This is a genomic window from Umezawaea sp., assembly GCF_057122925.1.
This window is the reverse complement of sequence record NZ_DBNGPQ010000123.1, coordinates 1-25715: the sequence shown is the minus strand read 5'-3', so window position 1 is coordinate 25715 and position 25715 is coordinate 1. Positions and strand designations below refer to the sequence as shown.

Here is a 25715-nt window from a genome sequence, read left to right as displayed (position 1 = left end):
CCCGGTGCGGGCGCCGCCACGGGCATCGGGGCCGGAGCGTTCCCGTGCTCGGTGGTGCGGTGCGCCGAGCACGGGAACCGGGGCGCGGGTCCAGCTCGTCACGCGAGGCTCCACCTCTCGTGCTCGCGGTGGTGGCCATCACCGGCCGGTTCGAAGCACGGGCGGGTGAACGCGCGACCGGTCCTGATGTCCCTCGTCGCAGAGCCGCGTCCCGCGACGGGTGGCATTCCGGCTCCTCCGTCCGCACCGCCCCGCACCCGTGAAACCCGGCTGTCGCACGCCGGAACCCCGCGCGCGGGAGGGATGGACCGCGAAGTGTCCGCTGGGTCAGGCTCCGAGCACGTCCGTTGTGGATTGTCCTGGTGGCGGTGAGTCCGCCCGTGGGCCGCGGGTGTGAACGGCGGCCGGACGAACGGTGCGGTGCCCTGGCGGCCGTTCCGCCCGGTGGCGGCGAAGGCGAGATATGCGGGCGCTATCGGCGCGCGGCGTGGGGGCGGTGGAATGGCCGGTGAGTCGACCGCGCGCCCGTTGTCGGCGGGCCCCGGCGGGGTGGGACTAGCGCCGAACGTTGGGGAAGGAAGCGGATGGAGATGTCGCTGGGCGAGGACGGCGGCTCGGTGCCCTGGGTGTTGTCCGCGGAGGGGCTGCCTGAGCTGCGGGACGTTGCCCGGCGGTTGGAGGGGCGGCTGCGGGGGCTGCCTGACGTGGGTGTGGACGAGGTCGGGCGCTGGTTGATGGCGCGGGCAGGCTCGTCGGAGCGGCGGCTGGAACCGGGGCAGGCAGCGGAACGAGGGCCCGCGGCGCGGTCGTGGCGGGCGTCGGTCGGTGGGCGGGACCGCGAGGCGCTGCTGGACGGGCTGGTCGGGCTTTCGTCGGGGCGGCTCGGTGGTGAGGTGGCCGTGGGGGCCGCGGAGACGGCTGATCCGGTGTTCGTGTTCTCCGGCATCGGCTCGCAGTGGCCGGGGATGGCCAGCGGGTTGATGGCCGCTTCGCCGGTGTTCAGGGCGCGGATGGACGAGTGCGCGCAGGCCCTGGAGGCGTTCGTCGACTGGCCGGTGGTGGAGGTGGTGGCCGACCCGACCACCAGGGGGATGCTCGATCGGGTCGATGTGGTGCAGGCGTTGTTGTTCGCGGTTCAGGTGTCGTTGGCCGAGGTGTGGCTGTCGCTGGGGGTGCGGCCCGCCGCTGTCGTGGGGCAGAGCCTGGGTGAGGTGGCCGCGGCGGTCGTGGCCGGTGCGCTGAGCCTGGACGACGGGGCGAGGGTGGCCGCGTTGCGGGGGATCGCGCAGGTGCCGCTCGCCGGGCTCGGTGACGTGGTGTCGGTGCGGGCGTCGGTGGACGTGGTGCGCGAGTGGGTTGGTCGCTACGACGGCGAACTGGTGGTCGCCGGGGTGAACGGTCCCACCACCGTGCTGGTGTCCGGTGGGAGCGGGGCCGCCGCCGACCTGGTGGCGGCCATGACCGCGGCCGGGGTGTCGGCGCGTCGGTCGGCCGTGGACCTCGCCACGCACTCGCCGCAGTTCGACGCGATCGTGCCGCGGATGCGGGCGGACCTGGCGTCGGTGCGGTCGCGGACGCCGGACCTGCCGTACTACTCGTCGTTGACCGGTGGGCTGCTCGGCGAGGTGCCGATGGACGCCGACTACTGGTGCCGCAACCTGCGTGATCCGCTGCGGTTCGACGAGGCGTTCCGGGCGCTGCTCGACGACGGCGGGCGACGCGTGCTGCTGGAGGTCAGTCCGCACCCGCTGCTCACCGGGGCGATGCTGGAGATGGTGGAGGAAGCGGGGAGCACCAGCGCGGTGTGCGCCACGCTCCGGCGAGGTCACGGCGGGCCGCGGGCCGTGTACGCGGCGATGGGCGAGCTGTACGCGGCCGGTGCGCGGGCCGACTGGGCCGTCAACGCGCACGGTGCGGACGCGGAGGTCCCGCCGCTGGACCTCGACGTCGACACGCCCGTGGTGGACGTCGCGAGCCCGGCCGTCGAGTCGCTGGACGTGGTGTGTTCGGTGACCGCGTCGGTGCTCGGTGGCGAGGCGCTGAGCGCGGCCGACCGGCGGCGGTCGTTCGTGGAACTGGGGCTGGACTCCGTCACGGCGCTGGAGGTGCGGGCGAAGCTCTCGCAGGCGCTGGGCGTTCCGCTGCCCGTCGCGGTGGTGTTCGACCACCCGACCCCGGCGAGGTTGGCCGAGTACCTCGACGGACGGACCACGGCCGTCGAAGAGGCACGGCCCGCTCGGGTGCACGACGATCCGATCGCCATCGTGGGCATGGGGTGCCGGCTGCCCGGCGGGGTGAACGGCACCGACGACCTCTGGCGGGTGCTGGCCCGCGGCGTGGACGCGGTCGGCCCGTTCCCGGTGGACCGGGGCTGGGACACCGCGGGCTACGACCCGCGACCCCGCACGCCCGGCCGCCACTACCAGCGCGAGGCCGGGTTCCTGCACGACGCGGACCGGTTCGACGCCGCGTTCTTCGGGATCTCACCGAGGGAAGCGCTCGCGATGGACCCGCAGCAGCGGCTGCTGCTGGAGACGTCGTGGCAGGCGCTGGAGTCGGCGGGCATCGTGCCGGACACGCTGCCGGGCAGCCGGACCGGCGTCTTCACCGGGCTCTACACGCTCGGGTACGGGTCGCCGCTGGACCCGGCGTCCGGGTTGCAGGGGTACGGCTTCACCGGGTCCACGGGCAGTGTCGCGTCGGGTCGGGTGGCGTACGCGCTGGGCCTGGAGGGGCCCGCCGTCACCGTGGACACGGCGTGCTCGTCGTCGCTGGTGGCGCTGCACCTCGCGGTCGGGTCGCTGCGGTCGGGCGAGTCGGACCTCGCGCTGGCCGGCGGGGCGACCGTGCTGCCGACGCTGGACACGTTCGTGGAGTTCTCGCAGCTCGGGGCGCTGTCGCCGGACGGGCGGTGCCGGTCGTTCGCCGAGGAGGGGAACGGGTTCGGCCTGGCCGAGGGCGTCGGGGTCGTGGTGCTGGAACGGCTGTCCGACGCGCGCCGCAACGGCCACCGGGTGCTCGCGATCGTCAAGGGCACGGCGATCAACCAGGACGGTGCCTCCAACGGGCTCACCGCGCCCAACGGGCCGTCGCAGCAGCGGGTGATCCGGGCCGCGCTGGCCGACGCGGGGGTGACCGCCCGCGACGTCGACGCGATCGAGGCGCACGGCACCGGCACGGTCCTCGGCGACGCCATCGAGGCCGAGGCGCTGCTCGCGACCTACGGGCAGGGCCGTGACGCGGAACGTCCGGCGTGGTTGGGCTCGGTGAAGTCGAACATCGGCCACACGCAGGCGGCGGCCGGTGTGGTCGGGGTGATCAGGACGGTGCTCGCCCTGCGCCACGAGGTGCTGCCCCGGACGTTGCACTCGGACGTGCCGTCCACGCGGGTGGACTGGTCGCAGGGGCACCTCGCGCTGCTCGCCGAGCCGAGGGCGTGGCCCCGGACCGCCGACCGGCCCCGGCTCGCGGGGATCTCGTCGTTCGGCATCTCGGGCACCAACGCGCACGCGGTGCTGGCCGAAGCACCCGAGGAGGAGCCCGCGGCGGCCGTCGCGCCGCTCGCGGTCCGGCCGTGGGTGCTGTCGGCCCGCACGGGGGACGCGGTGCGCGAGCAGGCGGCCCGGCTGCTGGAACGGGTGCGCGCGGACGACGCGCTCGACCCCGCCGCGGTGGGGGCGTCGCTGGTCCGCACGCGGACGTCGTTCGACCACCGGGCCGTCGTCGTGGGTGCCGGCCGCGAGGAGCTGCTGGACGGCCTGCGGTCGCTCGTGGTCGAGGGCACCGGTCCCGGCGGCAAGGTCGTGTTCGTCTTCCCCGGCCAGGGTTCCCAGTGGGTCGGGATGGCCCGCGACCTGCTGGGGTGGTCGCCGGTGTTCGCGCGGTCGATGGCCGACTGCGAGGCCGCGCTGGACCCGTTCGTGGACTGGTCGCTCGCGGACGTCCTCGGTGACGCCGAGGCGCTGGAGCGCGTGGACGTCGTGCAGCCCGTGCTGTGGGCCGTGATGGTGTCCCTGGCGGAGCTGTGGCGTTCGGCGGGTGTCGAGCCGGACGCGGTGCTCGGCCACTCGCAGGGCGAGATCGCCGCGGCCGTGGTCGCCGGGGCGCTGTCCCTCCAGGACGGTGCGCGGGTGGTGTCCTTGCGCAGCAGGGCGATCCTCGCCCTCGCGGGCAGCGGTGCGATGGCGTCGGTGCAGCTGCCGCTGGACGAGGTGCTGGCCCTGCTGCCGGACGGCGTGTCGGTGGCCGCGGTGAACGGCCCGTCGTCGGTCGTGGTGTCCGGTGGTGTCACCGGGGTGGCGTCGGTGCCGGGGGCCCGGCGTATCCCGGTGGACTACGCGTCGCACTCGGAGCAGGTCGAACGGATCGAGCAGGACGTCCGCACGGCGCTGGACGGCATCGCGCCGCGGGCGGCGCGGGTGCCCTTCCTGTCGTCGGTGACCGCGGACTGGGCCGAGGGCGCCGACCTGGACGCCGGGTACTGGTACCGCAACCTCCGGCAGCCCGTGCGGTTCGCCGACGCCGTGACCGCGTTGGCGGACCGCGGTTTCCGCGCGTTCGTCGAGGCGAGCGCGCACCCCGTGCTGACGCCGGGGATCGCGGAGGCCGTGCCGGACGCGGCCGTGACCGGCACCCTGAGGCGGGACGAGGACGGGCCGCGGCAGTTCCTCACCGCGGTGGGCAGGCTGCACGTCCACGGGGTCGCGGTGGACTGGGCGCCGTTCTTCGACGGCGTGACCGGGCGCGTCGACCTGCCGACCTACCCGTTCCAGGGCGAACGGCTGTGGCTGGAGCCCGCGCGGGCGGTGGCGTCCGCCGCGGTGGACGACTCGTGGTGCTACCGGATCGGTTGGCGCAGGCTCACGCCGAAGGCCGCTCCCACCGGGCGGTGGCTGGCGGTGCTGCCCGAGGACGGGGCAGGCGCGGACGTCGTCACGGCCCTGCGGGACGCCGGGCTCGACGTCACCACCGACGGCCTGCCGGACGGCGACTTCGCGGGCGTGCTGGCGCTGGGCGAGCACGCCGACCTGTGGGCTGCGGTCGAGCTGGCGCGGTCGACGACCCGGCCGCTGTGGGTGCTGACCCGCGGCGCGGTGGCCGTCGACGGCACCGAGGACCTCTCACCCGAGCAGGCCGCGACGATCGCGCTGGCCAAGTCGTTCGGCCTGGAGAACCCGGACCGCTGGGGCGGCGCGATCGACCTGCCCCGCGACCTGGACCCGGCCGGTGCCGCGCTGGTGGTGGCCGCGCTCGCGTTCGGCGACGAGGACCAGCTCGCGGTGCGCCGGAGCGGTCTGCACGGCCGCAGGCTGCTGCCGGGGCTGCGCTCCCCGGAGGGCTGGACGCCGCGGGGCACCGTGCTGGTGACCGGCGGGACCGGCGGCCTCGGCGTGACGGTCGCGCGCTGGCTGGTCGACGCGGGCGCCGAGCGGGTGCTGCTGGTGAGCCGCCGCGGCCCGGACACCCCCGGCCTTCCCGACCTCGGACCGGCGGTCACCGCGCTGGCCTGCGACGTGGCCGATCGCGACGACCTGGCGCGGCTGCTGGCCGAACACCCGGTGGACGCCGTGGTGCACGCCGCGGGTGTCCGCGACGACGCCGCGCTGGACGCGCTCACCCCGGAGCGGCTGGAGTCCGTGCTGCGGGCCAAGGTCACCTCCGCGGTCAACCTGCACGACCTCGCGGGCGAGCTGGACGCGTTCGTCGTGTTCTCGTCCGTGATGGGCGTGGTCGGCAACGCAGGGCAGGCCAACTACGCCGCCGCGAACGCCTCCCTCGACGCGCTGGTGGCCCGCCGCCGCGCGGCCGGGCAGCCGGGCCTGTCCGTCGCCTGGGGCGTGTGGGGCGGGGCGGGGATGCTGGAGGACGCCCTCGCCGCGAAGCTGGCCGCCCGCGGGCTGCCGGGCATGGACCCCGAGCGGGCCGTGGAGCTGCTCGGCCGGGTCACCGACCCGCTGACCGTGGTCGCCGACGTCGACTGGGGCCGCTACGCCGAGGCGGCCGGGCTGCGCAGGGCGCTGGTCGCCGAACTCCCCGGCGTGGCGGCGGAACCCGAGGCGCGCGGGTCCACCGTGGAGGTCATCCGCACCCACCTCGCCGCCGTCCTCGGGCACGCGTCGGGGGACGCGGTGCCGGTGCGCACGGCGTTCGCCGAGCTGGGCCTGGACTCGCTGACGGTGCTGGAGCTGCGGAACCGGCTCAACGCCGCGCTCGGCCTGCGCCTGCCCACCAGCGCGCTGTTCGACCACCCGACGCCGCAGGCGCTCGCCGACCACCTCGACGGCCCGACGGACGCGCCGGTCGCGGCCAGGGCCGCCGCGGCGGAGCACGAGCCGATCGCCGTGGTCGGCATGGGCTGCCGCTTCCCCGGCGACGTGGACACCCCCGACGACCTCTGGCGGCTGCTGGTGTCCGGGCGGGACGCCGTCGGGCCGTGGCCCACCGACCGCGGCTGGGACGTCGGCGCGCTCTACCACCCCGACCCCGACCACCCCGGCACCAGCTACTCCCGCGAGGGCGGGTTCCTCAGCGGCGCGGCCGACTTCGACGCCGGGTTCTTCGGCGTCTCGCCGAGGGAGGCGCTGACCATGGACCCTCAGCAGCGGCTGCTGCTGGAGACCACGTGGCACGCGGTGGAGGACGCCGGGATCGCGCCCACCGACCTGCGCGGCCGTCCCGTCGGCGTGTTCGTCGGCACCAACGGCCAGGACTACCCGGTCGCGCTGGCCGGTGGCGCCGACGTGCCCGAGGGCCACCGCCTCACCGGGAACCTGGCGAGCGTGCTGTCCGGGCGGATCTCCTACGTGCTCGGCCTCCAGGGCCCGGCCCTGACCGTGGACACCGCCTGCTCGGCGTCGCTGGTCGCGCTGCACCTGGCCGTGCAGGCGCTGCGGCGCGGCGACTGCGAGCAGGCCATCGCGGGCGGCGCGACGGTGATGAGCACGCCGTGGCTGTTCACCGAGTTCAGCAGGCAGCGCGGCCTGGCCCCGGACGGCCGCTGCAAGGCCTTCTCCGCCGACGCCGACGGCACCGGCTGGAGCGAGGGCGTCGGCGTGCTGGTGCTGGAGCGGCTGTCCGACGCGCACGCCCGCGGCCACCGGGTGCACGCGGTGATCCGCGGCAGCGCGGTCAACCAGGACGGCGCGTCCAACGGCCTCAGCGCCCCCAACGGTGTGGCGCAGCAGCGGGTGATCGCCGACGCGCTGGCCGACGCGGGCGTGGCGCCGGAGCAGGTGGACGTCGTCGAGGCGCACGGCACCGGCACCCGGCTCGGCGACCCGGTCGAGGGCAACGCCCTGCGCGCCGCCTACGGGCGGCGGGACCGGCCGCTGCTGCTGGGCGCGGTCAAGTCCGCCATCGGCCACACCCAGGCCGCGGCGGGCGTGGCGGGCGTGATCAAGACGGTGCTCGCGCTCCGGCACGCCGAGCTGCCGCCGACCCTGCACGCCACCGAGCTGAACCCGGAGATCGACTGGGACCCGGCCGTGCTGCGGCTGGTCACCGAGCGCGAGCCGTGGCCCGCCCACGACGGTCCGCGCCGCGCGGGCGTGTCGGCGTTCGGCGTCAGCGGCACCAACGCCCACGTGATCCTGGAGAGCGCCCCACCCGCGCCCGCCCCCGCGCCCCGACCGGCCGGGCTGCCCACGCCGCTGCTGGTGTCGGCCGCGAGCCCGGAGGCGCTGCGCGTCCAGGTCGAGCGGGCGCGTCCGGAGTTCGCCGACGCGCTGGCCACCCGGCGCGCGCACCTGCCGCACCGCGCCGTGATCGGCGAGCGGACGACCACCGGCGTCGCGGGTGAACCGGGCCGGATCGCCTTCCTGCTGCCCGGCCAGGGCAGTCAGCGGGTCGGGGCGGGGGCGGAGCTGTACGCGGCGGAGCCCGTGTTCGCCGCCGCGCTGGACGAGGTGTGCGCGCTCGCCGACCGGCACCTCGACCGGCCGCTGCGCGAGGTGCTGTTCGACGGCGGGGACGGTCTGCTCGACCGCACCCGGTACACGCAGCTCGCGCTGTTCGCCGTCGGGGTCGCGCTGGCCCGGCTGCTCGACGACCGCGGGGTGCGGCCGGACGTGCTGCTCGGCCACTCCGTCGGAGAGCTGACCGCCGCGCACCTCGCGGGCGTGCTGGACCTCCCCGACGCCGTGGACCTGGTCGCCGCGCGCGGCAGGCTGATGGACGCGCTGCCGCCGGGCGGGGCGATGGTCGCGGTCGAGGCGACCGAGGACGAGGTCGCCGACTCCGGCTTGGACGTCGCCGCGGTCAACGGTCCCACCGCGGTCGTGCTGTCCGGTGACGCCGACGCCGTCGAGCGGGTCGCGGACGCCTTCCGCGCCCTGGGCAGGCGCACCAAGCTGCTGCCGGTCAGCCACGCGTTCCACTCGGCCCGCATGGACCCCGTGCTCGCCGAGTTCCGCGAGGTCGCGGCAGGGCTGACCTACCGGGCGCCGCGGCTGGACGTGATCTCCAACCGCACCGGCGCCCCGGCGAGCGCCGAGCAGCTGCGGTCGCCGGACCACTGGGTGCGGCACGTGCGCGAGACCGTGCGGTTCGCCGACGGCGTCCGCGCCCTGGGGGCGGCCACCGTGTTCGAGGTGGGCCCCGGCGGGGTGCTGTCGACGCTGGTCGACGGGGCCGTGCCGCTGCTGCGCGACGACCGCTCCGAGGTGGAGACGGTGGTCGGCGCGCTGGCCCACGCCCACGTGCGGGGCGTGCCGGTGCGGTGGCTCGCGGGCGGCGAGCACGTCGACCTGCCCCTGTACCCGTTCCAGCGCCAGAGGTTCTGGCCCGAGGGGCGGTTCGCGGCCACGGCGGCGGTGGACCGGCTGCTGTACCGGGTCGAGTGGACGCCCGTCCCGGTCGAGGCCTCGCGGACGGGGTCGTGGCGGCTCGTCGGGGACGCGCCGGGTGCCGACCGGATCGCCGCCGCGCTGGGCGAGGGCGAGCCCGCCGGGGTGCTGGTGCTGCCCGGCACCTCGCCCGCCGAACTGGTCGACGTGGTCGCGGGCGCCGAGGCCCCGGTGTGGGTGCTCGCCGACCCCGACGACCCGCGCCAGGCCCAGCTGTGGGGCATGGGCCGCGTGGCCGCGCTGGAACACCCGGACCGCTGGGGCGGACTCGTCCACTGGTCGCCGGACGCCGACGTGGCGGACCTGGTGGCGGTGCTGGGCGGGGAGTCCGGCGAGGACCAGGTGTCGGTCCGCCGGGACGGCGTGCGGGCCCGCCGGCTGGTGCGCGCGGACCGGACCCGGTCCGGCTCGCGCTGGCGGCCGAGCGGCCGGGTGCTGGTCACGGGCGGCACCGGCGGGCTCGGCGGGCACGTCGCCCGCTGGCTGGCCGAGCACGGCGCCGACGAGCTGGTGCTGGTGAGCCGGTCCGGCGGCGAGGTCCCCGACCTCGGCGTGCCGACGACCGTGCTGGCGTGCGACGTCGCCGACCGCGAGCAGGTGGAGCGGCTGGTCGCCGAGGCGGGGCCGTTCACGAGCGTGTTCCACGCCGCCGGGGTCGCCACCGACCGCGCCTTCGCCGACTGCACGCCCGACCACCTCGCCGCGCAGGCGGCGGCCAAGGTGCTCGGCGCGGAGAACCTGGACGCCCTCGTCGGTGACGTGGACGCGTTCGTGCTCTTCTCCTCGGTCGCCGCGACCTGGGGCAGCGGGGGACAGGCGGGCTACGCCGCCGCCAACGCCGCGCTGGACGCGCTCGCCGTCGACCGCAGGAGGCGCGGGCGCAGGGCCACGTCGGTGGCGTGGGGCCCGTGGGCCGGGGAGGGCATGGGCGCGGGCGAGACGGGCCTCCGGGCCCAGCGGCTCGGCCTGACCGCTCTGTCGCCCGCCGTCGCGCTGGCTGCGCTGCGGCACGCCCTGGACACCGACGAGACCGCGATCGTCGTGGCCGACGTGGACTGGTCGCGCTTCCTGCCGACGTTCACCGCGACCCGCCCGAGCGCGCTGTTCCGCGACCTGCCCGAGGCCCGGCCCGCGGTCGAGCCCACCGTGGACGCACCCGTGCGGGCGCTGTCGCGGCGGGAGGTGGCCGAACTCGCGGCGGACGTCCTCGGGCACGCCGACGCGGTGGCCCTGGACGCCGACCGCTCGTTCCGCGACCTCGGGTTCGACTCGCTGCTCGCCGTGGACCTGCGCAACCGCCTGGTGGAGCGCACGGGTCGCGCGCTGCCGGTGACCGTGGTGTTCGACCACCCGTCCATCGCCGCGCTCGCCGCCGCGCTGGGCGACGACGTGCCCGCCACCGCGGCTCCCACGACCGCGTCCGCCCCGGACGAACCGCTGGCGATCGTGTCGATGGCGTGCCGGTTCCCCGGCGGGGTCGCGAGCCCGGAGGACCTGTGGCGGCTGGTGGACGAGGGCCGCGACGCCATCGGCGAGCTGCCCGGTGACCGGGGCTGGGACCTGGGGCGGCTCTACGACGCCGACCCCGACCACGCGGGCACGTTCTACGCGCGCGGCGGCGGGTTCCTGGCCGACGCGGGTGACTTCGACGCCGCGTTCTTCGGCATCTCACCCCGCGAGGCCCTGGCGATGGACCCGCAGCAGCGGCTGCTGCTGACCGCGAGCTGGGAAGCCCTGGAACGCGCGGGCGTGGACCCGTCCTCGTTGCGCGGCAGCACGGGCGGCGTGTTCGTGGGCGTCGCCGGGCAGGGGTACGGCACCGGCCCCGCGGGCGAGGTCGAGGGCCACCTGCTCGCCGGAACGGTGACCAGCGTCGCGTCCGGCCGGATCGCCTACACCCTCGGCACCGAGGGCCCCGCCGTCACGGTGGAGACGGCGTGCTCGTCGTCGCTGGTGGCGCTGCACCTGGCGGGCCAGTCGCTGCGGGCGGGCGAGTGCTCGTTCGCGCTCGTCGGCGGTGCGGCCGTCGTCGCGAGCCCCGACCTGTTCGTGGAGTTCAGCAGGCAGCGCGGGCTGTCCGCGGACGGGCGGTGCCGGTCGTTCGGCGCCGGCGCCGACGGCACCGGCTGGTCCGAGGGCGTCGGGGTCCTGGTCGTGGAACGGCTGTCCGACGCCCGCCGCCTCGGGCACCCGGTGCTGGCGCTGGTGCGCGGCACCGCGGTCAACCAGGACGGCGCGTCCAACGGCCTCACCGCGCCCAACGGGCTCGCGCAGCAGCGGGTCATCCGGCAGGCGCTGGCCAACGCGCGCCTGGAACCGTCCGACGTGGACCTCGTGGAGGCCCACGGCACCGGCACCACCCTGGGCGACCCCATCGAGGCGACGGCGCTGCTGGCCACCTACGGCCAGGACCGCGACCGGCCGTTCGGGCTGGGGTCGGTGAAGTCGAACATCGGCCACACCCAGGCCGCGGCGGGCATCGCCGGGATCATCAAGGTCGTCATGGCCATGCGGCACGGCGTGCAGCCGCGCACCCTGCACGTGGCCGAGCCGTCCGCCCAGGTCGACTGGTCGACCGGCAACGCGCTGCTGCTGGAGGAACCCCGGCCGTGGGACGGCCCGCGCCGCGCGGGCGTGTCCGCGTTCGGCATGAGCGGCACCAACGCGCACGTGGTCCTCGAACACGTCCCCGACGACGTCGTCGAGCGCGCCCCGGCTGATGACCTGCCGCTGCCGCTGTCCGCCCGGACCGCTCGCGCGGTGGGCGACCAGGCCGCCAGGCTGGGTGAGTTCCTGCGGGGCGGTCCCGTCGCCCCGGCGGACCTGGTGCGGACGCTCGCGGCGAGGCCGCGGTTCGAGCACCGGGCCGTGGTCGTCGGGGACCACCTCGCCGGGCTCGCGTCGCCGGACACCGCGCCGAACGTCGTGCGGGGCCGTGCGACCGGTGGCGGTGTCGTGTTCGTCTTCCCCGGTCAGGGCACGCAGTGGACCGGCATGGCGCTGGAACTGGCCGCCGAGGAGCCGGTGTTCGCGGCGCGGCTGGACGAGTGCGCACGGGCGTTGGCGGCGCACGTGGACTGGTCGCTGCGGGAGGTGCTGGGCGACGAGGAGGCGTTGAAGCGGGTCGACGTCGTGCAGCCCGCCCTGTTCGCGGTGATGGTGTCCCTGGCGGCGGTGTGGCGTTCGCACGGTGTCGAGCCCACGGCCGTGGTCGGTCACTCGCAGGGTGAGATCGCCGCCGCCGTGGTGGCCGGGGCGCTGTCCCTTGAGGACGGTGCCAGGGTGGTCGCGCTGCGCAGCAGGGCGATCCTGGCCATCTCGGGGCACGGCGGCATGGTCGCGGTCGCCGCCGGTGAGGCCGTGGCAAGGGAGCGGTTGGCCGGGTACGCCGGTCGGATCGAGATCGCCGCGGTGAACGGGCCGGACGCCGTGGTGGTGGCGGGGGAGCCGGACGCGCTGGACGAGTTGGTCGCCGACTGCGTGCGCGACGGCCTGCGGGCCCGGTCGATCCCGGTCGACTACGCCGCGCACTCGGCCCAGGTCGAGCCGCTGCGCGACGAGCTGCTCGCCGCGCTGGCAGGCATCGAGCCGCGCGCCACCGACGTGCCGCTGCTGTCCAGCGTCCTCGGCGAGTTCGTGGACGGCACCGCGCTGGACGCCGGGTACTGGTACCGCAACCTGCGGGAACCGGTCGGCTTCGGCGCGGCCACCGACCAGCTCGTGAGCGGTGGCCACACCGTGTTCGTCGAGGTGAGCCCGCACCCGGTGCTGGTCGCCGCCATCGAGGGCACCGCGGCGGACCGGCCCGTCGCCGCGCTCGGCACGCTGCGCCGCGACGCCGGGGGCCGCCGCAGGCTGCTCACCGCGTTGGCCGAGGCGTGGGTCGCGGGCGCCCACGTGGACTGGACCACGATCACCGGCGCGGGACGGCTCGTCGCGCTGCCGACGTACCCGTTCCAGAACGAGCGGTACTGGCTGCCCACCCCCGGCCGTTCCGGTGCCGCGCCCGCCCGGCAGCTCACCTACCGCACGGAATGGCGCAGGCTGCCGGACCCCGCACCGCGCCCCCTCGACGGCTGGGTGGTCGTCACCCCTGTGGACGGCCACCCCGCTGCGGCACTTCCCGGCGCCCGTGTGGTCACCGATCCCGAGGACGTCGGGATGGCCATCGGCGTCGTGTCGGCGCTGCCGCCCGACGCGACCCTCGACCTGGTGCGCCGACTGGACCCGGCGATCCCGTTGTGGCTGGTCACCACCGACGCCGAGCACGACCCCGACCAGGCGCGGGTGTGGGGGACCGGGCAGGTGCTGGGGCTGGAGCAGCCGGAGCGGTGGGGCGGTCTGGTCGACCTTCCGCGTGAGGCCGACGACACGGTGATCGCCCGCCTGGCCGGTGTGCTCGGTGGCGAGGAGGACCAGCTCCGGGTGCGGGCCGACGGGGTTCGTGTTCGCAGGCTGGTGCCGTTCGGCTCGCCGCCGCGTGGCGACCGGCCGTGGCAACCCGGTCGCGTCCAGGTCCGCGGAGCCGACGCGGCCCTCGCCGCCGAGCTGACGGCGTGGCTCGACCGCAACGGCGTGGAGGAGGTCGACGAGAACCCGGACACGGTCATCCAGGTGCTCCCGTCCGAACCGGCCGGGGGCGTGCTGCCGGACGTGGATCTCGGGGTGTTGCCGGACATCCCGGCCGCCGACACCGTCGTCCTGCTGCACCCGCTCGGCGGGTTGTGGGGCGCGGCGCGGCAGGGCGCGGCCGGTGCGCGGTGCGTCGGGACGGCCGCTCTGGCGCGGGTGGCGGGTCGACGGGCCGTCGCGGTCGCGGTCGGCGGCTGGGAACCGCAGCAGCGCGCGGTCGACGTGGACGAGGTGATGGCCGCCGTCCGGCAGGCGCTGGACCACGACGAGCCCGAGGTCGCGGTGCTCGACGTCGACTGGACGTCGATCGTGTCCACCGTGTCCTCACCGCGTCAGCTCAACCTGTTGGCGGAACTGCCCGAGACCCGTGAGGCGCGACGGCGGGACACCACCGGCGGCGACGGCCTGGCCGAACGGCTGGCCGGGCTCTCCGCCGACGAGCAGCTGCGCGCCCTGCTGACCCTGGTCACCGAGCAGGCCGCCGCCGCGCTCGGCCACACCGGGGCGGGCGGGGTCCAGGCCGACGCGCCGTTCGCCGCCGCCGGGTTCGACTCGCTGCTGGCGGTGCAGTTCCGCAACCGCCTGGTCGCCGCGACCGGGCTCGCCATCGCCGCGACCGTGGTGTTCGACGAGCCCACCCCCGCCGCGCTCGCGCGGCACCTGCACGAGCGGCTCTGCGCGCCGCCGGACCCGGTGGCGCTGGCGCTGGCCGACCTGGACCGCCTCAACGGCGTCCTGGACGGGCTGCCCGCCGACGAGAAGGTCGGCGCGCGGCTGCGCGCGCTGCTGCGGCGCTGGGACGAGCGCGGCGCGCCCACCGAGCGGGGAACGCCCTCCCGCGGCGGCGAACTGGAGACCGCCAGTGCCGACGAGCTGTTCGCACTGCTCGACACCGACTTCAGCACGGGCTGACGAGAACGGAGCGGCATGACAGACGATCGGGTGATCGTGAAGTGCCTGGTGTGGGACCTCGACAACACGCTGTGGCGGGGGACTCTCGCCGAAGGCGACGACGTGGTCGTGCCGGACGAGATCCGGCGCGTGATCACCGAGCTGGACGCCCGCGGCGTCCTCCAGTCGGTGGCCAGCAAGAACGACCACGACGTGGCGTGGGCACGCCTCGAACAGGTGGGGCTGGCGGAGTACTTCGTCCTGCCGCACGTCGGCTGGGGCCCGAAGTCCGCGTCCGTGCGGGCCATCGCGGAGAAGCTCAACTTCGCCGAGTCCACCATCGCGTTCGTGGACGACCAGCCCACCGAACGCGCCGAGGTCGCCTACCACCTGCCCGAGGTGCGCTGCTACCCGGCCGAGCAGGCCGCGGAACTGGCCGGGCTGGCCGAGTTCAGCCCGCCGGTGATCACCGAGGACTCGGCGCGGCGGCGGAAGATGTACCAGGCGGGCTTCCGCCGGGACGCCGAGCGCGAGGGGTTCACCGGCCCGGACGAGGACTTCCTGCGCACGCTGGACCTCCGCATGACGGTCGTGCGCGCCACCGAGCGGGAGCTGGCCCGCGCGGCGGAGCTGACGCTGCGCACCAGCCAGATGAACGCGACCGGCGTGCCCTACGACGACGCCGCCCTGCGTTCGCTGATGACCGATCCGGAGCACGAGGTGCTGGTGGTCGGCATGTCCGACCGGTTCGGCCCGCACGGCGCCGTCGGGATCGTCCTGCTGCACCGGACGCCCGAGGTGTGGCACCTGAAACTGCTCGCCACGTCCTGCCGGGTGGTGGCGTTCGGCGCGGGCAGCACGCTGCTCAACTGGATCGTCGACCGGGCCGCCCGCGCGGGCGTGCACCTGGCGGCGGACTTCCGGCCGACCGACCGCAACCGCATGATGGACATCGCCTACCGGTTCGCCGGGTTCGACGACGAGGCCTGCGCGTGCCTCCTCCCGCTCGGGTCCACCGCGGCCGAGGGGGTGCTACGGCTGCACCTGCTGCCCGAACCGCGGCAGGCGTCGCCGGTCGTGACGCTCGACGCGGTCGACCTGGAGGTGGCCCATGGCTGAGCAGGTGGACGTCTCGGCGGCGCTGGCCGAGTACGTGCGCGAGATGTCGTTGCGGGAGGACGAGGTCCTCCGCGAGCTGCGGGAGGAGACGGCGGAACTGCCGGGCGGCCGCTCGTTGCAGGTGATGCCCGAGGAGGGCCAGTTCCTCGGGCTCCTGGTGAGCCTGCTGGGCGCGCGGTCCGTGCTGGAGCTGGGCACCTACACCGGGTACAGCACGCTGTGCATGGCCAGGGCGCTGCCGTCCACCGGGCGGTTGGTGACGTGCGACATCACCGGGCGGTGGGCCGACATCGGCGTCCCGTTCTGGCGGCGGGCCGGGGTGGAGGACCTGATCGACCTCCGGGTCGGACCGGCGGAGTCCACCATGGACGCCCTGCTGGAGGGCGGTGGGGCGGACGGGTTCGACCTCGTGTTCGTCGACGCCGACAAGGCCGGGTACCCCGCGTACTACGAGCGGGCGTTGCGGCTGGTGCGGCCGGGTGGGTTGGTGGTGCTGGACAACACGCTGTTCTTCGGCCGCGTCGCCGACCCGTCGGTGACCGATCCGGACACCGAGGGGGTGCGGAAGGTCAACGCCCTGATCCGCGACGACCAGTCGGTGGACATCGTGCTGTTGACGATGGCGGACGGGGTGACGCTGGTGCGGCGGAAGACGACGTAGGGGGATGGGGGACGGCCGTCCCCCATCCCCACGCGACCGGCGCTCAGAAGTGGCTGAACACCTCGCTCAACGGGTCCGAGGGGTACCGCTCGGGGACGTCCTTGCCGAGGAGCCGCGTCCGCAGCTTGTCCCACTGCGCGTGCAGCCCAGGGTCGAGGAGCTGCTTGCCGTGGTCCAGGACCAGGTGGAGTGCGTCGCGCACACCGGCGTAGAACGCCCGGTTCTGGAACCTCGGGGTGTGCAGCAGCACCTTCGGGTGAACGTAGGCGATGGCCAGCACCGTCCTCGGGCTGATGTCGAAGGTGTCCGGGTAGTGGGCGAGGGTCTGCACCGCCTTGACGACGAACTCCTGGGAGAGCGTGCGGGTACGCGTGCGCAGGAGGACGACCAGCGCGTCGCCCACGGCCTCGACGTCCGCGTAGTGGGTGTTCTCCGGTGGGGCGACCAGTTCTGGCAGGTGATCCGTGCCCACGGGGGAGAACACCTGGGCTTGCACCCACGTGAGCGTCTCGTCAGCCCAGTCCGGACCCTGGTTGTAGAACACCGAGCTGTCGACCAGGGCGATGCCACGGCGGATCCGAGAGGCGTGCGCGTCGTCCCCGCCGACCCTGGCGGTCCAGTACTCGTCCGCACCGCGCATGTCGAACGAGATGAACTCCGGTGCGCGGTCGACCAGTGCGGCGCCCTCCAGGTTCAACGAGGACAGCAGCGCTCGCCAGCTGTCGTGGTCCAGACCGGACCGCCACAGCGACAGCGTCGACCGCCAGTTCGCCGTGGCCTCGGTGTCGTCGTCGCCGAACGCGCCCACCAGTCGGAACCCGGTCTCGGGATCGCTGAACAGGATCGACAGCGTGGTCAGGTTCGCCGAGTAGGCCGCGAGTTGGCGGACGAAGTCGAGCGGTGTCGGGCGGTAGGTGTCGAACTCCGTCGACCGTCGCCGCTGTCGGAACGACTGGAGCAGGTCCACCAGCGCCCGGCGGACGTCGTCCTGCTCGTCCGACGGCATCGCGGCGAAGATCTCCTTCGCGAAGTCGCCGATGGACCGCCGCTCGGCCAGTGCGTGGTGCGAGAGCAGGGCGAACAGCACCTCGTCGTTGGGAGCGCGGTCCTGGTAGCGGCCACCGTAGGCGGCGTTGGCCAGGCCCGCCAGTTCGTCCACGACGTGCCGCGCCACCAGGTACTCGCCGAAGGTGGCGTGCAGGAACTCGTAGGCGCGCTCCTTCGTCCGCGTCGTCGCCTCCGGCGCGTGGACGAAGAAGAACTCGCCGAGCAGCCTGGCACCTTCGTCGTCCGGGAGGTTGTCCCGTCCGGTGAGCGCCGCGAGGTCGGACCGCAGGTCCGTCTCCCGCACGCTCTGCACGCCGCGGTTGAACATGGACAGCGCCGCGACCGCCAGCCGGAACACCTGGTCCGACACGCGGCGCTGCAACTCCTGGCCGCGCAACCGGCCCACCGCGTGCTTGCGCACCTCACGTCGGGCGAAGCTGTCGAAGATCCGCTCGTAGAGGTCCGACTTCGACAGGCCCGCGTCGAGCTGCGGCGCCCTGGGATTGGCGGCGTACAGGGCGAGCATGAGCAGAAGCAGGGGCTGTCTGACCAGGTCGGCCTGGTGCAGCGCTTCGGCGGCGGTCAGCTCGCGCACCGCCCCCGACCGGATCGCCTGGAGGTTCGTGGCGCGCCACTCGTCCAGCCAGGCGGTGACCTGGTCGTCGTCGAACTCGCCGAGTTTGACCACGGTCGCGCCGGGCGGCACGTCCACCCGGTCGGCCACCACGGTCCGGGACGTCACGACGACCGCCACCGGTCGGTTCTGCTCGCCTTCGATCCGCTGGAACTCCATGACCTCCCGCAGGTACCCGCTGCGGTCGAAGTCGGCGGCCTGCAACAACTCGTCCAGTCCGTCCAGCAGGACCACCAGCACGGTGTCGGCGTGGTCGGACAGCGCCTGCCACCCCAGCCGGTTGTTGCTCGCGATGTCCAGGGCCTGCTGGATCTGGTCGGGGATCGGGGCGCCCGCCGACACACCGCGCAGCGGCACGCGGACGACGGTGTACTCCTCCGGTGGAAGCTGGGCGGCGAGGACCTTGGTGAGGATCGACTTCCCCGCACCGGGGTGCCCCAGCAGCAGCATCGGCACCGATGTGGAGTCGGCCGAGGTGAAGTGCGCGGCGAGCATCAGTTCCAGGTCCTGCGCGACCGGCCGCGTCGACCACCAGCCCTCGTCCGCGGGGCGGCTGTCCTTGTCGTGCGCCGCCATCCGGTAGTGCGGCGTGACGAAGGCCCGTTCGATCGTCGGGAACGTGACGTCGGCGTCGTAGCGCTCGGTGTCGCTCGGCACGATGGGCTTGGCGAGCAGGGCCGTGTTCGCCTTGCGCAGCCCCTCGCGCTGCCGACCGATGTCGAGGCCGCGGTCGGAGAGCAGACCGAGCAGCACCTGGATCCGGGAGAGTGCTTGCCCGTGCGACTCCAAGGCGGCCCGCACATCGGCGTTGAGGGTGTCGAAGTGGTGCCTCGTGGCGGCGTGCTCGCCGAGCAGTGCCCAGAACACGAACTCCGGGGCCTTCTCGGCCAGCGCCAGGTAGTGCGACTGGTAGCCGTCCAGGACCAGGCCGCGGAAGGCCGGACCGAACACCCTGCCGACGCCCGCCCCGGCGGTGAGACCGCTGAAGAAGTCGTGTGCCTCCGCCATCACCTCGTCGAGCCAGCGGGCCAGGCGGGGCAGGTTATCCTGGAACCCGCACGACGGTGACGGAGCCGGGATCGCCGACCAGTAGAGGGCGTCGTAGTAGTCCCTCGTGGCGCGCTTGCGCAGGCCGGTGAGCAGCCGCCGTTCCGCGTCGGTGACCGCCAGCGCGCGCATCCGCTGGGCGCCGAGCCGTTCCTCCAGCGCCTCGAAGAACGCGGCGGCCACGATGGTGCTGTGCGCGGCGGTGATCAGGTCCCGGCGCGCCACACCCCTGGTGCCCGCCATCCGGTCGGACAACTTCCCGACCAGGCCCCGCAACAACCCGGTGGCCTCGTTCTTCTGGTCGACCCAGCCCCACACCGCGGCCAGCAGCGCCGCCGGTACGAGCGCGGCGCCGCCGCCGACCACGGCCACGGCGCCCGCGGCGAGGATGGTGCCGCCCAGCACCTTGTCGAGCTTGTCCACCGCCTCGGGCTCGTGCTTGCCGAGGATGCGCAACGCGCCTGCGAACGTGAGGGCGGGCTTGCGGGGCATGGGCGACTCCGGTGCGGTGGGCTTCCTCCCGTACATCGAGCGGAAGCCCGCTTCGTTAGCGCTCGGAGCTCACGAGCCGCCGGTCTCGCGCACCGCGACGGCCGTCCCCGCCTCTCAGGCTTCGTCGCGGAGGCGGACGACCAGCTCCACCATCGCCTTCACCGTGCGGAAGTTCGCGAGCTTCAGGTTCGCCCCGGAGACGGTGACGCCGTAGCGCTGCTCCAGGTGCACCACCAGTTCCATCGCGAACAGCGACGACAGCCCGCCCTCGCCGAACAGGTCGCGCGTGGCCGTCCAGCCCGCTTTCGTGCGGGTCTCCAGGAAGTCGATCAGCTCCTGCTCGATGGTGTCCGGGGTGGCCGAGACCGTCATGGTTGCGCCTCTTCGTAGTCGTAGAAACCGCGACCGCTCTTGCGGCCGTGGTGGCCGTCGCGGACCTTCTCCAGCAGCAGTTCGCACGGGCGGCTGCGCTCGTCGCCGATGCGGCGGTGCAGCACGTCCAGCGCGTCGACGAGGTTGTCGATGCCGATGAGGTCGGCCGTGCGCAGCGGGCCGGTGGGGTGGCCGAGGCAGCCGCGCATGAGCGCGTCGACGTCCTCGGCGGACGCGACGCCCTCCTGCACCAGGCGGGCGGCGTCGTTGATCATCGGGTGCAGGAGCCTGCTGGTGACGAACCCCGGCGAGTCGCGCACGACGATCGGTGTGCGGCGCAGTTCACCGAGGAGCTTCTTCGCCGACGAGACCACGTCCGCGGCGGTGCGCGGGCCGGGGACGACCTCGACGGTGGTGATGAGGTAGGCCGGGTTCATGAAGTGGGTGCCCAGCAGGTCCGCCGGACGCGTCACGGCGGCGGCCAGTTCGTCGACGGGGATCGACGAGGTGTTGGAGATGATCGGGGTGCCCGCCGACACGGCCGAGGACACCTGGGCCAGCACGGCGGCCTTCGTCGCCGGGTCCTCGACGACGGCCTCGATCACGGCTACCGGGGCCGGGCCGGAGAGGGCGTCCGCCAGTGAGGTGACAGTGGTGAGCGGCCCCGGTGTCGTGTCGGACGGGGCGGCGCCGAGCAGTGTCGCGGTCCGCAGGTTGCGGGTGATCGCGGTCTCGGCGCGGTCCAGCACGGCGCGGTCCACGTCCACGAGCGTCACGGGGACGCCGTGCACCAGGGCCAGCGTGGTGATGCCGGTGCCCATCACGCCCGCGCCGACGACGACGAGCGGACGAGCCTCCTCGTGTGCCGCGGCCGTCACGGGACCTCCTGCTCGTGGATCGGGGTGTTCGGGGGCCATCGTCGGTCACGGCCGCTAGCGTCCCGATAGCGTGGAGGCCTCGCCGCCGCCGCTAGATCGGCGCTATGGCGGGTGGTTAGCCTTCCCGACCGGCAGGCCGGGCCACCTGTTGCGCCCGCCCGGCCCGGCGAGCACCTGGGAGAGGACACCGTGGACACCACTCGGGCCGAGCCGGTCGGCTATCCCTTCAACCGCGCCGAAGACCTGGAGCTGGACGAGCGCTACGCGACGGCGCGCGCGGGCCGGACCCTGGTCCGGGTCACGATGCCGTACGGCGAGGACGGCTGGCTCGCCTCCCGTCACGAGGACGTCCGGTTCGTGCTGGGGGACCAGCGGTTCAGCCGCGCCGCCGCGGCGGCGGCCGGTCTTGCGGAGCCGCGCACGTCACCGCAGACCGTCGGCCCCGGCGTGATCCTGTCGATGGACCCGCCGGAGCACTCGCGCGTCCGCAGGCTGGCGGGCAAGGCGTTCACCCACCGCAACGTGGAACGGTTGCGCCCCAAGGCCAAGCAGGTCGCGAACGACCTGGTGGACCGGATGGTCGAGCACGGCTCACCGGTCGACCTCATCGAGAACTTCGCGTCACCGCTGCCCGTCACGATGATCTGCACGATGCTCGGCGTGCCCGTGGCCGACCAGCACCAGTTCCTCGACTGGTCGGAGGTGTTCGCGTCGGCGACCACCCTGAGCGAGGCGGAGACCCAGCAGCGCCTGGGCAGCCTCGTGGGGTACATGTCGGAACTGCTGCGGCAGCGCCAGGAGGAGCCCGCCGACGACCTGCTCAGCGGTCTCGTCCTCGCCCGCGACCAGGACGACCGGTTCACCGCCGACGAGATCCTCAGCCTGGCGATCGTGCTGCTGGGCGCCGGGCACGAGAACATCACCAGCCAGATCCCCAACTTCGTCTACACCCTGCTGCGCCACCCCGAGGAGCTGGCGCGACTGCGGGCGGACCCGGAGCTGGTGCCGCAGGCCGTCGAGGAGCTGATGCGGTACATCCCGCTCGGCCTCGGCCCCGTCCTGGCCCGCTACGCGCTGGTCGACGTCGAGGTCGGCGGTGTGCTGGTCCGCGCCGGGGAACCGGTGGTGGCGTCGCTCGGTTCGGCCAACCGCGACGAGGACGTGTTCGAGCGGGCGGACGAGCTGGACCTGACCCGCCACCCCGGCCCGCACGTGGGGTTCGGCCACGGCCCCCACCACTGCCTCGGCGCCGCGCTGGCGCGGATGGAGATGCAGATCGCGCTGGAGACGCTGCTGGAGCGCTTCCCGGACCTGCGGATCGCCGTGCCCGAGGAGGAGCTGAAGTGGCGCACCGGGACGTTCATGCGCAGCGTCGTGGAACTGCCCATCACCTGGTGACCTGAGGACGCGGAAGGGGGCGGGGCCAGCGGCCCCGCCCCCTCCGTCGGTCCTCCGGTCCTCGCCGCGGCAGCCCCGCGGCTCACGGCGCGCCTCGTGGCGGCCGCGACGGCGGTCCTCACGGCGGAGGTGGTGGCCCGTGCACGAACGGCACCCGTTGTCCAGGTCGGCCAGGTGGTGCCGGTTGCCGGTCCGGTGGCAGCCGCTCGACCGCCTGGCCGAGGACGTGCTGTCGACCGTGATCTCGGCGGGCGGCGTGCGGGGCCCGTACCGGTGGCCGGGGCTGTCATGAGACCGGGTGCACCGTGATCACGTCCGACCGGGAGGGTACGTCGTCGAACCGGGGGTGCGCCGAACGCTCACCAGGTCACGGGAAGCGCCTCCACACCGCGGATGAGCACGCCCTCGCGCCACTGGACCTCCTCCGGCGCCACGGCGAGCCGCAGGTCGGGGAAGCGGCGCAGCAGCGTGCCGAGGGTGACCTGGAGGTCCACCCTGGCCAGTTGCGCGCCGATGCAGTGGTGCGGCCCGAAGCCGAACGTCAGGTGCTGGATGTTCTTCCGGTCCAGGTCCAGCACGTCCGCGTCGGGGAACACGCTCGCGTCGCGGTTGGCCGAGGCGATGTCGGCCACCAGCGTCTCGCCCGCGCGCACGGTCACGTCGCCGAACTCCACGTCCTCCGTGGCGACCGTGCCGAACGCGCCGCCGGAGTTGATCGGGACGTGCCGCAGCAGCTCCTCCACCGCCTGGTTGATCAGCTCCGGGCGGGCGCGCAGCTTCGCCAGCTCGTCCGGGTTGGTCAGCAGCGTGTAGGTGAAGTTGAGGACGGTGTTGAGGATCGTCTCGTGCCCGCCGACCAGCAGCGCCACCGCGAGCGACGCCAGCTCGATCTCGCTGAGCCGGTCCTCGCCGTCCACCGCCGTGACCAGCGTGCTGAGCACGTCCTCGCCGGGCTCCGCGCGCTTGGCCGCCACCAAACCGTTGAGGTAGTTCAGGAACTGGGCGATCGACGCCTGCGCCTCGTCCGAGGTGAACACCCCGGACATGATGGTCTCGGTGAGCACGCGGAAGTCGGCGCGCTCGTCGACCGGGATGCCCAGCACCTCGCAGATCACCATGACCGGCAGGGGTTCCGCGACGAACTTCTTCAGGTCGGCGGGCGAGCCGTGCGCGACCATCTCGTCCAGCAGCCCGTCGACGATCTCCTGCACCCGAGGCCGCAGCTTCTCGATGCGGCGCACGGTGAACGCCTTGGCCATGAACCTGCGCACCCTGGTGTGGTCGGCGCCGTCCATGGTCAGCACCGAGCCCACGGGCGGCGTGCCCGGCACCATGCGCGGTGCCGCCTCGCCCAGCTCGGCCGAGGCCGCGCGGCTGAACCTGGGGTCGGACTGGGCCGTGCGCACCGACGAGTGCCGCACCGCCAGCCACGCCTCGCCGCCGTAGGGCATCCGCACCCTCGCCACCGGGGCCTCGTCGCGGGCCTCGCCGTACCACGGGTCCGCGGTCAACCTGCTGGTGTCGCCGACGGGGTACTGCGGCGTCGTTCCTTGCGTGCTCATGTGATTCCTCCCGGACCGGTCCCCGAGGCGGCCCGCGCCGGATCGTCACGCCCGGTCGCCCCGCGCCGCGTTCCCACGTCCGCGCGGCGTCCCGGTCGTTCGGGTGACCTCGGTCCTGATGATCGGGCATCGGCACTATCGTCCCGATAGCGCCGCACCCCGATGTGTTGTCGCTGGTGAAGGGCGATATTTCCGCGCTATGCGCACTTCTTAGCTTGGGCTGGGTCCGGGAGGGCCGCCGAGTTCTGCGCGGAAGTCGAAGACGGGGTAACCAATGTTCTGGCACGGGTCACGGCGCGCGGGCGACCACTTCGGGACGGTCTGATCACATGGCCGAGGACGAGAAGCTGCTCGGGTACCTGCGTCGCGCGATGGGGGAGCTGGCCGACGCCCGCACCCAGGTGCGCGACCTGGAGGCCAAGGCGGGGGAGCCGATCGCGATCGTCGCGATGAGCTGCCGCTACCCCGGTGGGGTTCGCTCCCCGGAAGACCTGTGGGACCTGCTCGCCGAGGGCCGCGACGTGATCGCGGAGTGGCCGGGGGACCGCGGCTGGAACACCGCCGACCTCTACCGGCCCGGCGCTCCGGTGCCCGGCAAGACCTTCTGCCGCGAGGGCGGTTTCCTCGACGACGCGGGCGACTTCGACGCCGGGTTCTTCGGCGTGTCCCCGAACGAGGCCCTGGCGATGGACCCGCAGCAGCGGCTGGTGCTGGAAACCTCCTGGGAGGCCGTGGAACGCGCCGGGATCGCGCCGTCGTCGTTGCGCGACAGCCGGACCGGCGTCTTCGTCGGCGCCATCGCCAACGACTACGGCTCCCCGGTGTTCGACGTCCCGTCCGGCGCGGAGGGGTTCCTGGACACCGGGACGCACACCAGCGTCGTGTCCGGCCGGGTCTCCTACACGCTCGGGCTGCGCGGCCCGGCGATCACCGTGAACACGGCGTGCTCGTCGTCGCTGGTGGCCCTGCACCTCGCGGCCCGCGCGCTGCGCGCGGGGGACTGCACCCTCGCGCTCGCGGGCGGCGTCACGGTCATGCCCGTGCCCGATCCCTTCGTGTCCTTCAGCCAGCAGGGCGGCCTGGCCCCGGACGGGCGCTGCAAGGCGTTCGGCGCGGACGCCGACGGCACCGGCTGGTCCGAGGGCGTCGGGATCGTGCTGCTGGAACGGCTGTCCGACGCCGTGCGCAACGGCAGGCGCGTCCTCGCCGTGCTGCGGTCGAGCGCGGTCAACCAGGACGGCGCCAGCAACGGCCTGTCCGCCCCGAACGCCACCGCGCAGCGCGAGGTCATCCGCGACGCGCTGGCCGCCGCCGAACTCGCGCCGATCGACGTGGACGCCGTGGAGGCGCACGGCACCGGCACCCGGCTGGGCGACCCGATCGAGGCCGGGGCGCTGCTCGCGGAGTACGGCGCCAACCGGGAGGCCGACCGTCCACTGTGGCTCGGCTCGCTCAAGTCCAACATCGGCCACACCTCCGCCGCCGCGGGCATCGGCGGCGTGATCAAGGTCGTGCAGGCGATGCGGCACGAGCTGCTGCCGCGCACCCTGCACGCCGAGCAGCCCTCGCCGTTCGTCGACTGGTCGGCCGGTGAGGTCCGGCTGCTGACGGAGGCCCGCGCCTGGCCCGCGTCCGACCGGCCGCGCCGCGCGGGCGTGTCCGCCTTCGGGATCAGCGGCACCAACGCCCACGTCATCCTGGAGGAGGCCCCGGCCGCCGCGCCCGCCGAGGTCGTCGAGGCCGACGGCGTCGTGCCGTGGGTGCTGTCCGCCCGGTCCGGTGCCGCGCTGCGCGCCCAGGCCGCCGGGCTGTCCACCTGGCTGGCCGGGCACGGCGACGTGCGGGCCGCGGACGTGGCCGCCGCGCTGGCGGGCACCCGGTCCGCGTTCGAGCACCGGGCCGTCGTGGTCGGGCGGGACGCGGCGGACTTCGCCGCACGGTTGGACGTCCTCGCCGACGGTGGCGTGCCCGCCGACGGCGCCGTGCTCGCCGGTGGCCCGGTGGGAGCCGACGGCCGGGTGGTGTTCGTGTTCCCCGGTCAGGGTTCGCAGTGGGTCGGCATGGGTGTGGAGCTGCTGGAGTCGTCGGCGGTGTTCGCGGAGCGGATGGCGGAGTGCGAGCGGGCGTTGGCGCCGTTCG

The 25715-nt window shown here is 74.4% G+C and carries 9 protein-coding genes and 1 pseudogene; 6 read left to right on the top strand and 4 right to left on the bottom strand.

Annotation, left to right across the window (positions count from 1 at the left end; translation table 11 throughout):
- Positions 1-584: 584 nt before the first annotated feature.
- Genes AC156L_RS27700 through AC156L_RS27690 form a run of 3 tightly spaced genes read left to right on the top strand, consistent with a single transcriptional unit; the run spans position 585 to position 16146 of the window.
- Entirely contained in the window at positions 585-14387 is a 13803-nt protein-coding gene (locus tag AC156L_RS27700; RefSeq protein WP_484407386.1) for an SDR family NAD(P)-dependent oxidoreductase, read from the top strand.
- Positions 14388-14402: 15 nt separating this feature from the next.
- Positions 14403-15485: an HAD-IIIC family phosphatase gene (locus AC156L_RS27695; RefSeq protein WP_330878508.1), complete on the top strand. Its 1083-nt coding sequence runs from the start codon at positions 14403-14405 to the stop codon at positions 15483-15485.
- Complete coding sequence (locus tag AC156L_RS27690; protein WP_330878507.1) at positions 15478-16146, top strand: O-methyltransferase; 669 nt, start codon at positions 15478-15480, stop codon at positions 16144-16146. Before AC156L_RS27695 ends, AC156L_RS27690 begins: the two co-directional genes overlap by 8 nt.
- 43 nt (positions 16147-16189) lie before the next feature.
- Here the strand turns inward: AC156L_RS27690 and AC156L_RS27685 are convergent, their stop codons facing one another.
- The 3 genes from AC156L_RS27685 to AC156L_RS27675 form a co-directional block, all read right to left on the bottom strand.
- Positions 16190-19366 (bottom strand): NACHT domain-containing protein, encoded by a 3177-nt coding sequence (locus AC156L_RS27685; RefSeq protein ID WP_330878506.1) that lies wholly within the window; start codon positions 19364-19366, stop codon positions 16190-16192.
- A gap of 114 nt (positions 19367-19480) precedes the next feature.
- Positions 19481-19738: an acyl carrier protein gene (locus AC156L_RS27680; RefSeq protein WP_330878505.1), complete on the bottom strand. Its 258-nt coding sequence runs from the start codon at positions 19736-19738 to the stop codon at positions 19481-19483.
- Positions 19735-20616 carry a 3-hydroxyacyl-CoA dehydrogenase family protein gene (locus AC156L_RS27675; RefSeq protein ID WP_330878504.1) on the bottom strand — a complete coding sequence of 294 codons (882 nt, stop codon included), beginning with the start codon at positions 20614-20616 and terminating at the stop codon, positions 19735-19737. The genes AC156L_RS27680 and AC156L_RS27675 overlap by 4 nt, the downstream gene beginning before the upstream one ends.
- Positions 20617-20805: 189 nt before the next feature.
- Between AC156L_RS27675 and AC156L_RS27670 the strand changes: the two genes are divergently transcribed.
- Both AC156L_RS27670 and AC156L_RS27665 read left to right on the top strand, forming a co-directional pair.
- Complete coding sequence (locus AC156L_RS27670) at positions 20806-22014, top strand: cytochrome P450 (protein WP_330878503.1); 1209 nt, start codon at positions 20806-20808, stop codon at positions 22012-22014.
- 139 nt (positions 22015-22153) lie between these two features.
- The gene (locus tag AC156L_RS27665; RefSeq protein ID WP_330878502.1) at positions 22154-22306 is read left to right on the top strand and encodes a hypothetical protein; all 153 of its coding nucleotides are present in this window, start codon (positions 22154-22156) and stop codon (positions 22304-22306) included.
- Between the two features lie 67 nt (positions 22307-22373).
- On the opposite strand, the gene AC156L_RS27660 is transcribed toward AC156L_RS27665, so the two are convergent.
- Positions 22374-23576, bottom strand: a complete 1203-nt coding sequence (locus AC156L_RS27660; protein ID WP_330878501.1) for a cytochrome P450 — start codon at positions 23574-23576, stop codon at positions 22374-22376.
- Positions 23577-23923: 347 nt separating this feature from the next.
- Here AC156L_RS27660 and AC156L_RS27655 point away from each other — a divergent pair.
- Positions 23924-25715, top strand: a pseudogene (locus AC156L_RS27655) (type I polyketide synthase); the annotation flags it as partial.

Coding starts and splice junctions, on each gene's coding strand:
- AC156L_RS27700 (WP_484407386.1), top strand. CDS start 585: ATGGAGATGTCGCTGGGCGAGGACGGCGGCTCGGTGCCCTGGGTGTTG.
- AC156L_RS27695 (WP_330878508.1), top strand. CDS start 14,403: ATGACAGACGATCGGGTGATCGTGAAGTGCCTGGTGTGGGACCTCGAC.
- AC156L_RS27690 (WP_330878507.1), top strand. CDS start 15,478: ATGGCTGAGCAGGTGGACGTCTCGGCGGCGCTGGCCGAGTACGTGCGC.
- AC156L_RS27685 (WP_330878506.1), bottom strand. CDS start 19,366: ATGCCCCGCAAGCCCGCCCTCACGTTCGCAGGCGCGTTGCGCATCCTC.
- AC156L_RS27680 (WP_330878505.1), bottom strand. CDS start 19,738: ATGACGGTCTCGGCCACCCCGGACACCATCGAGCAGGAGCTGATCGAC.
- AC156L_RS27660 (WP_330878501.1), bottom strand. CDS start 23,576: ATGAGCACGCAAGGAACGACGCCGCAGTACCCCGTCGGCGACACCAGC.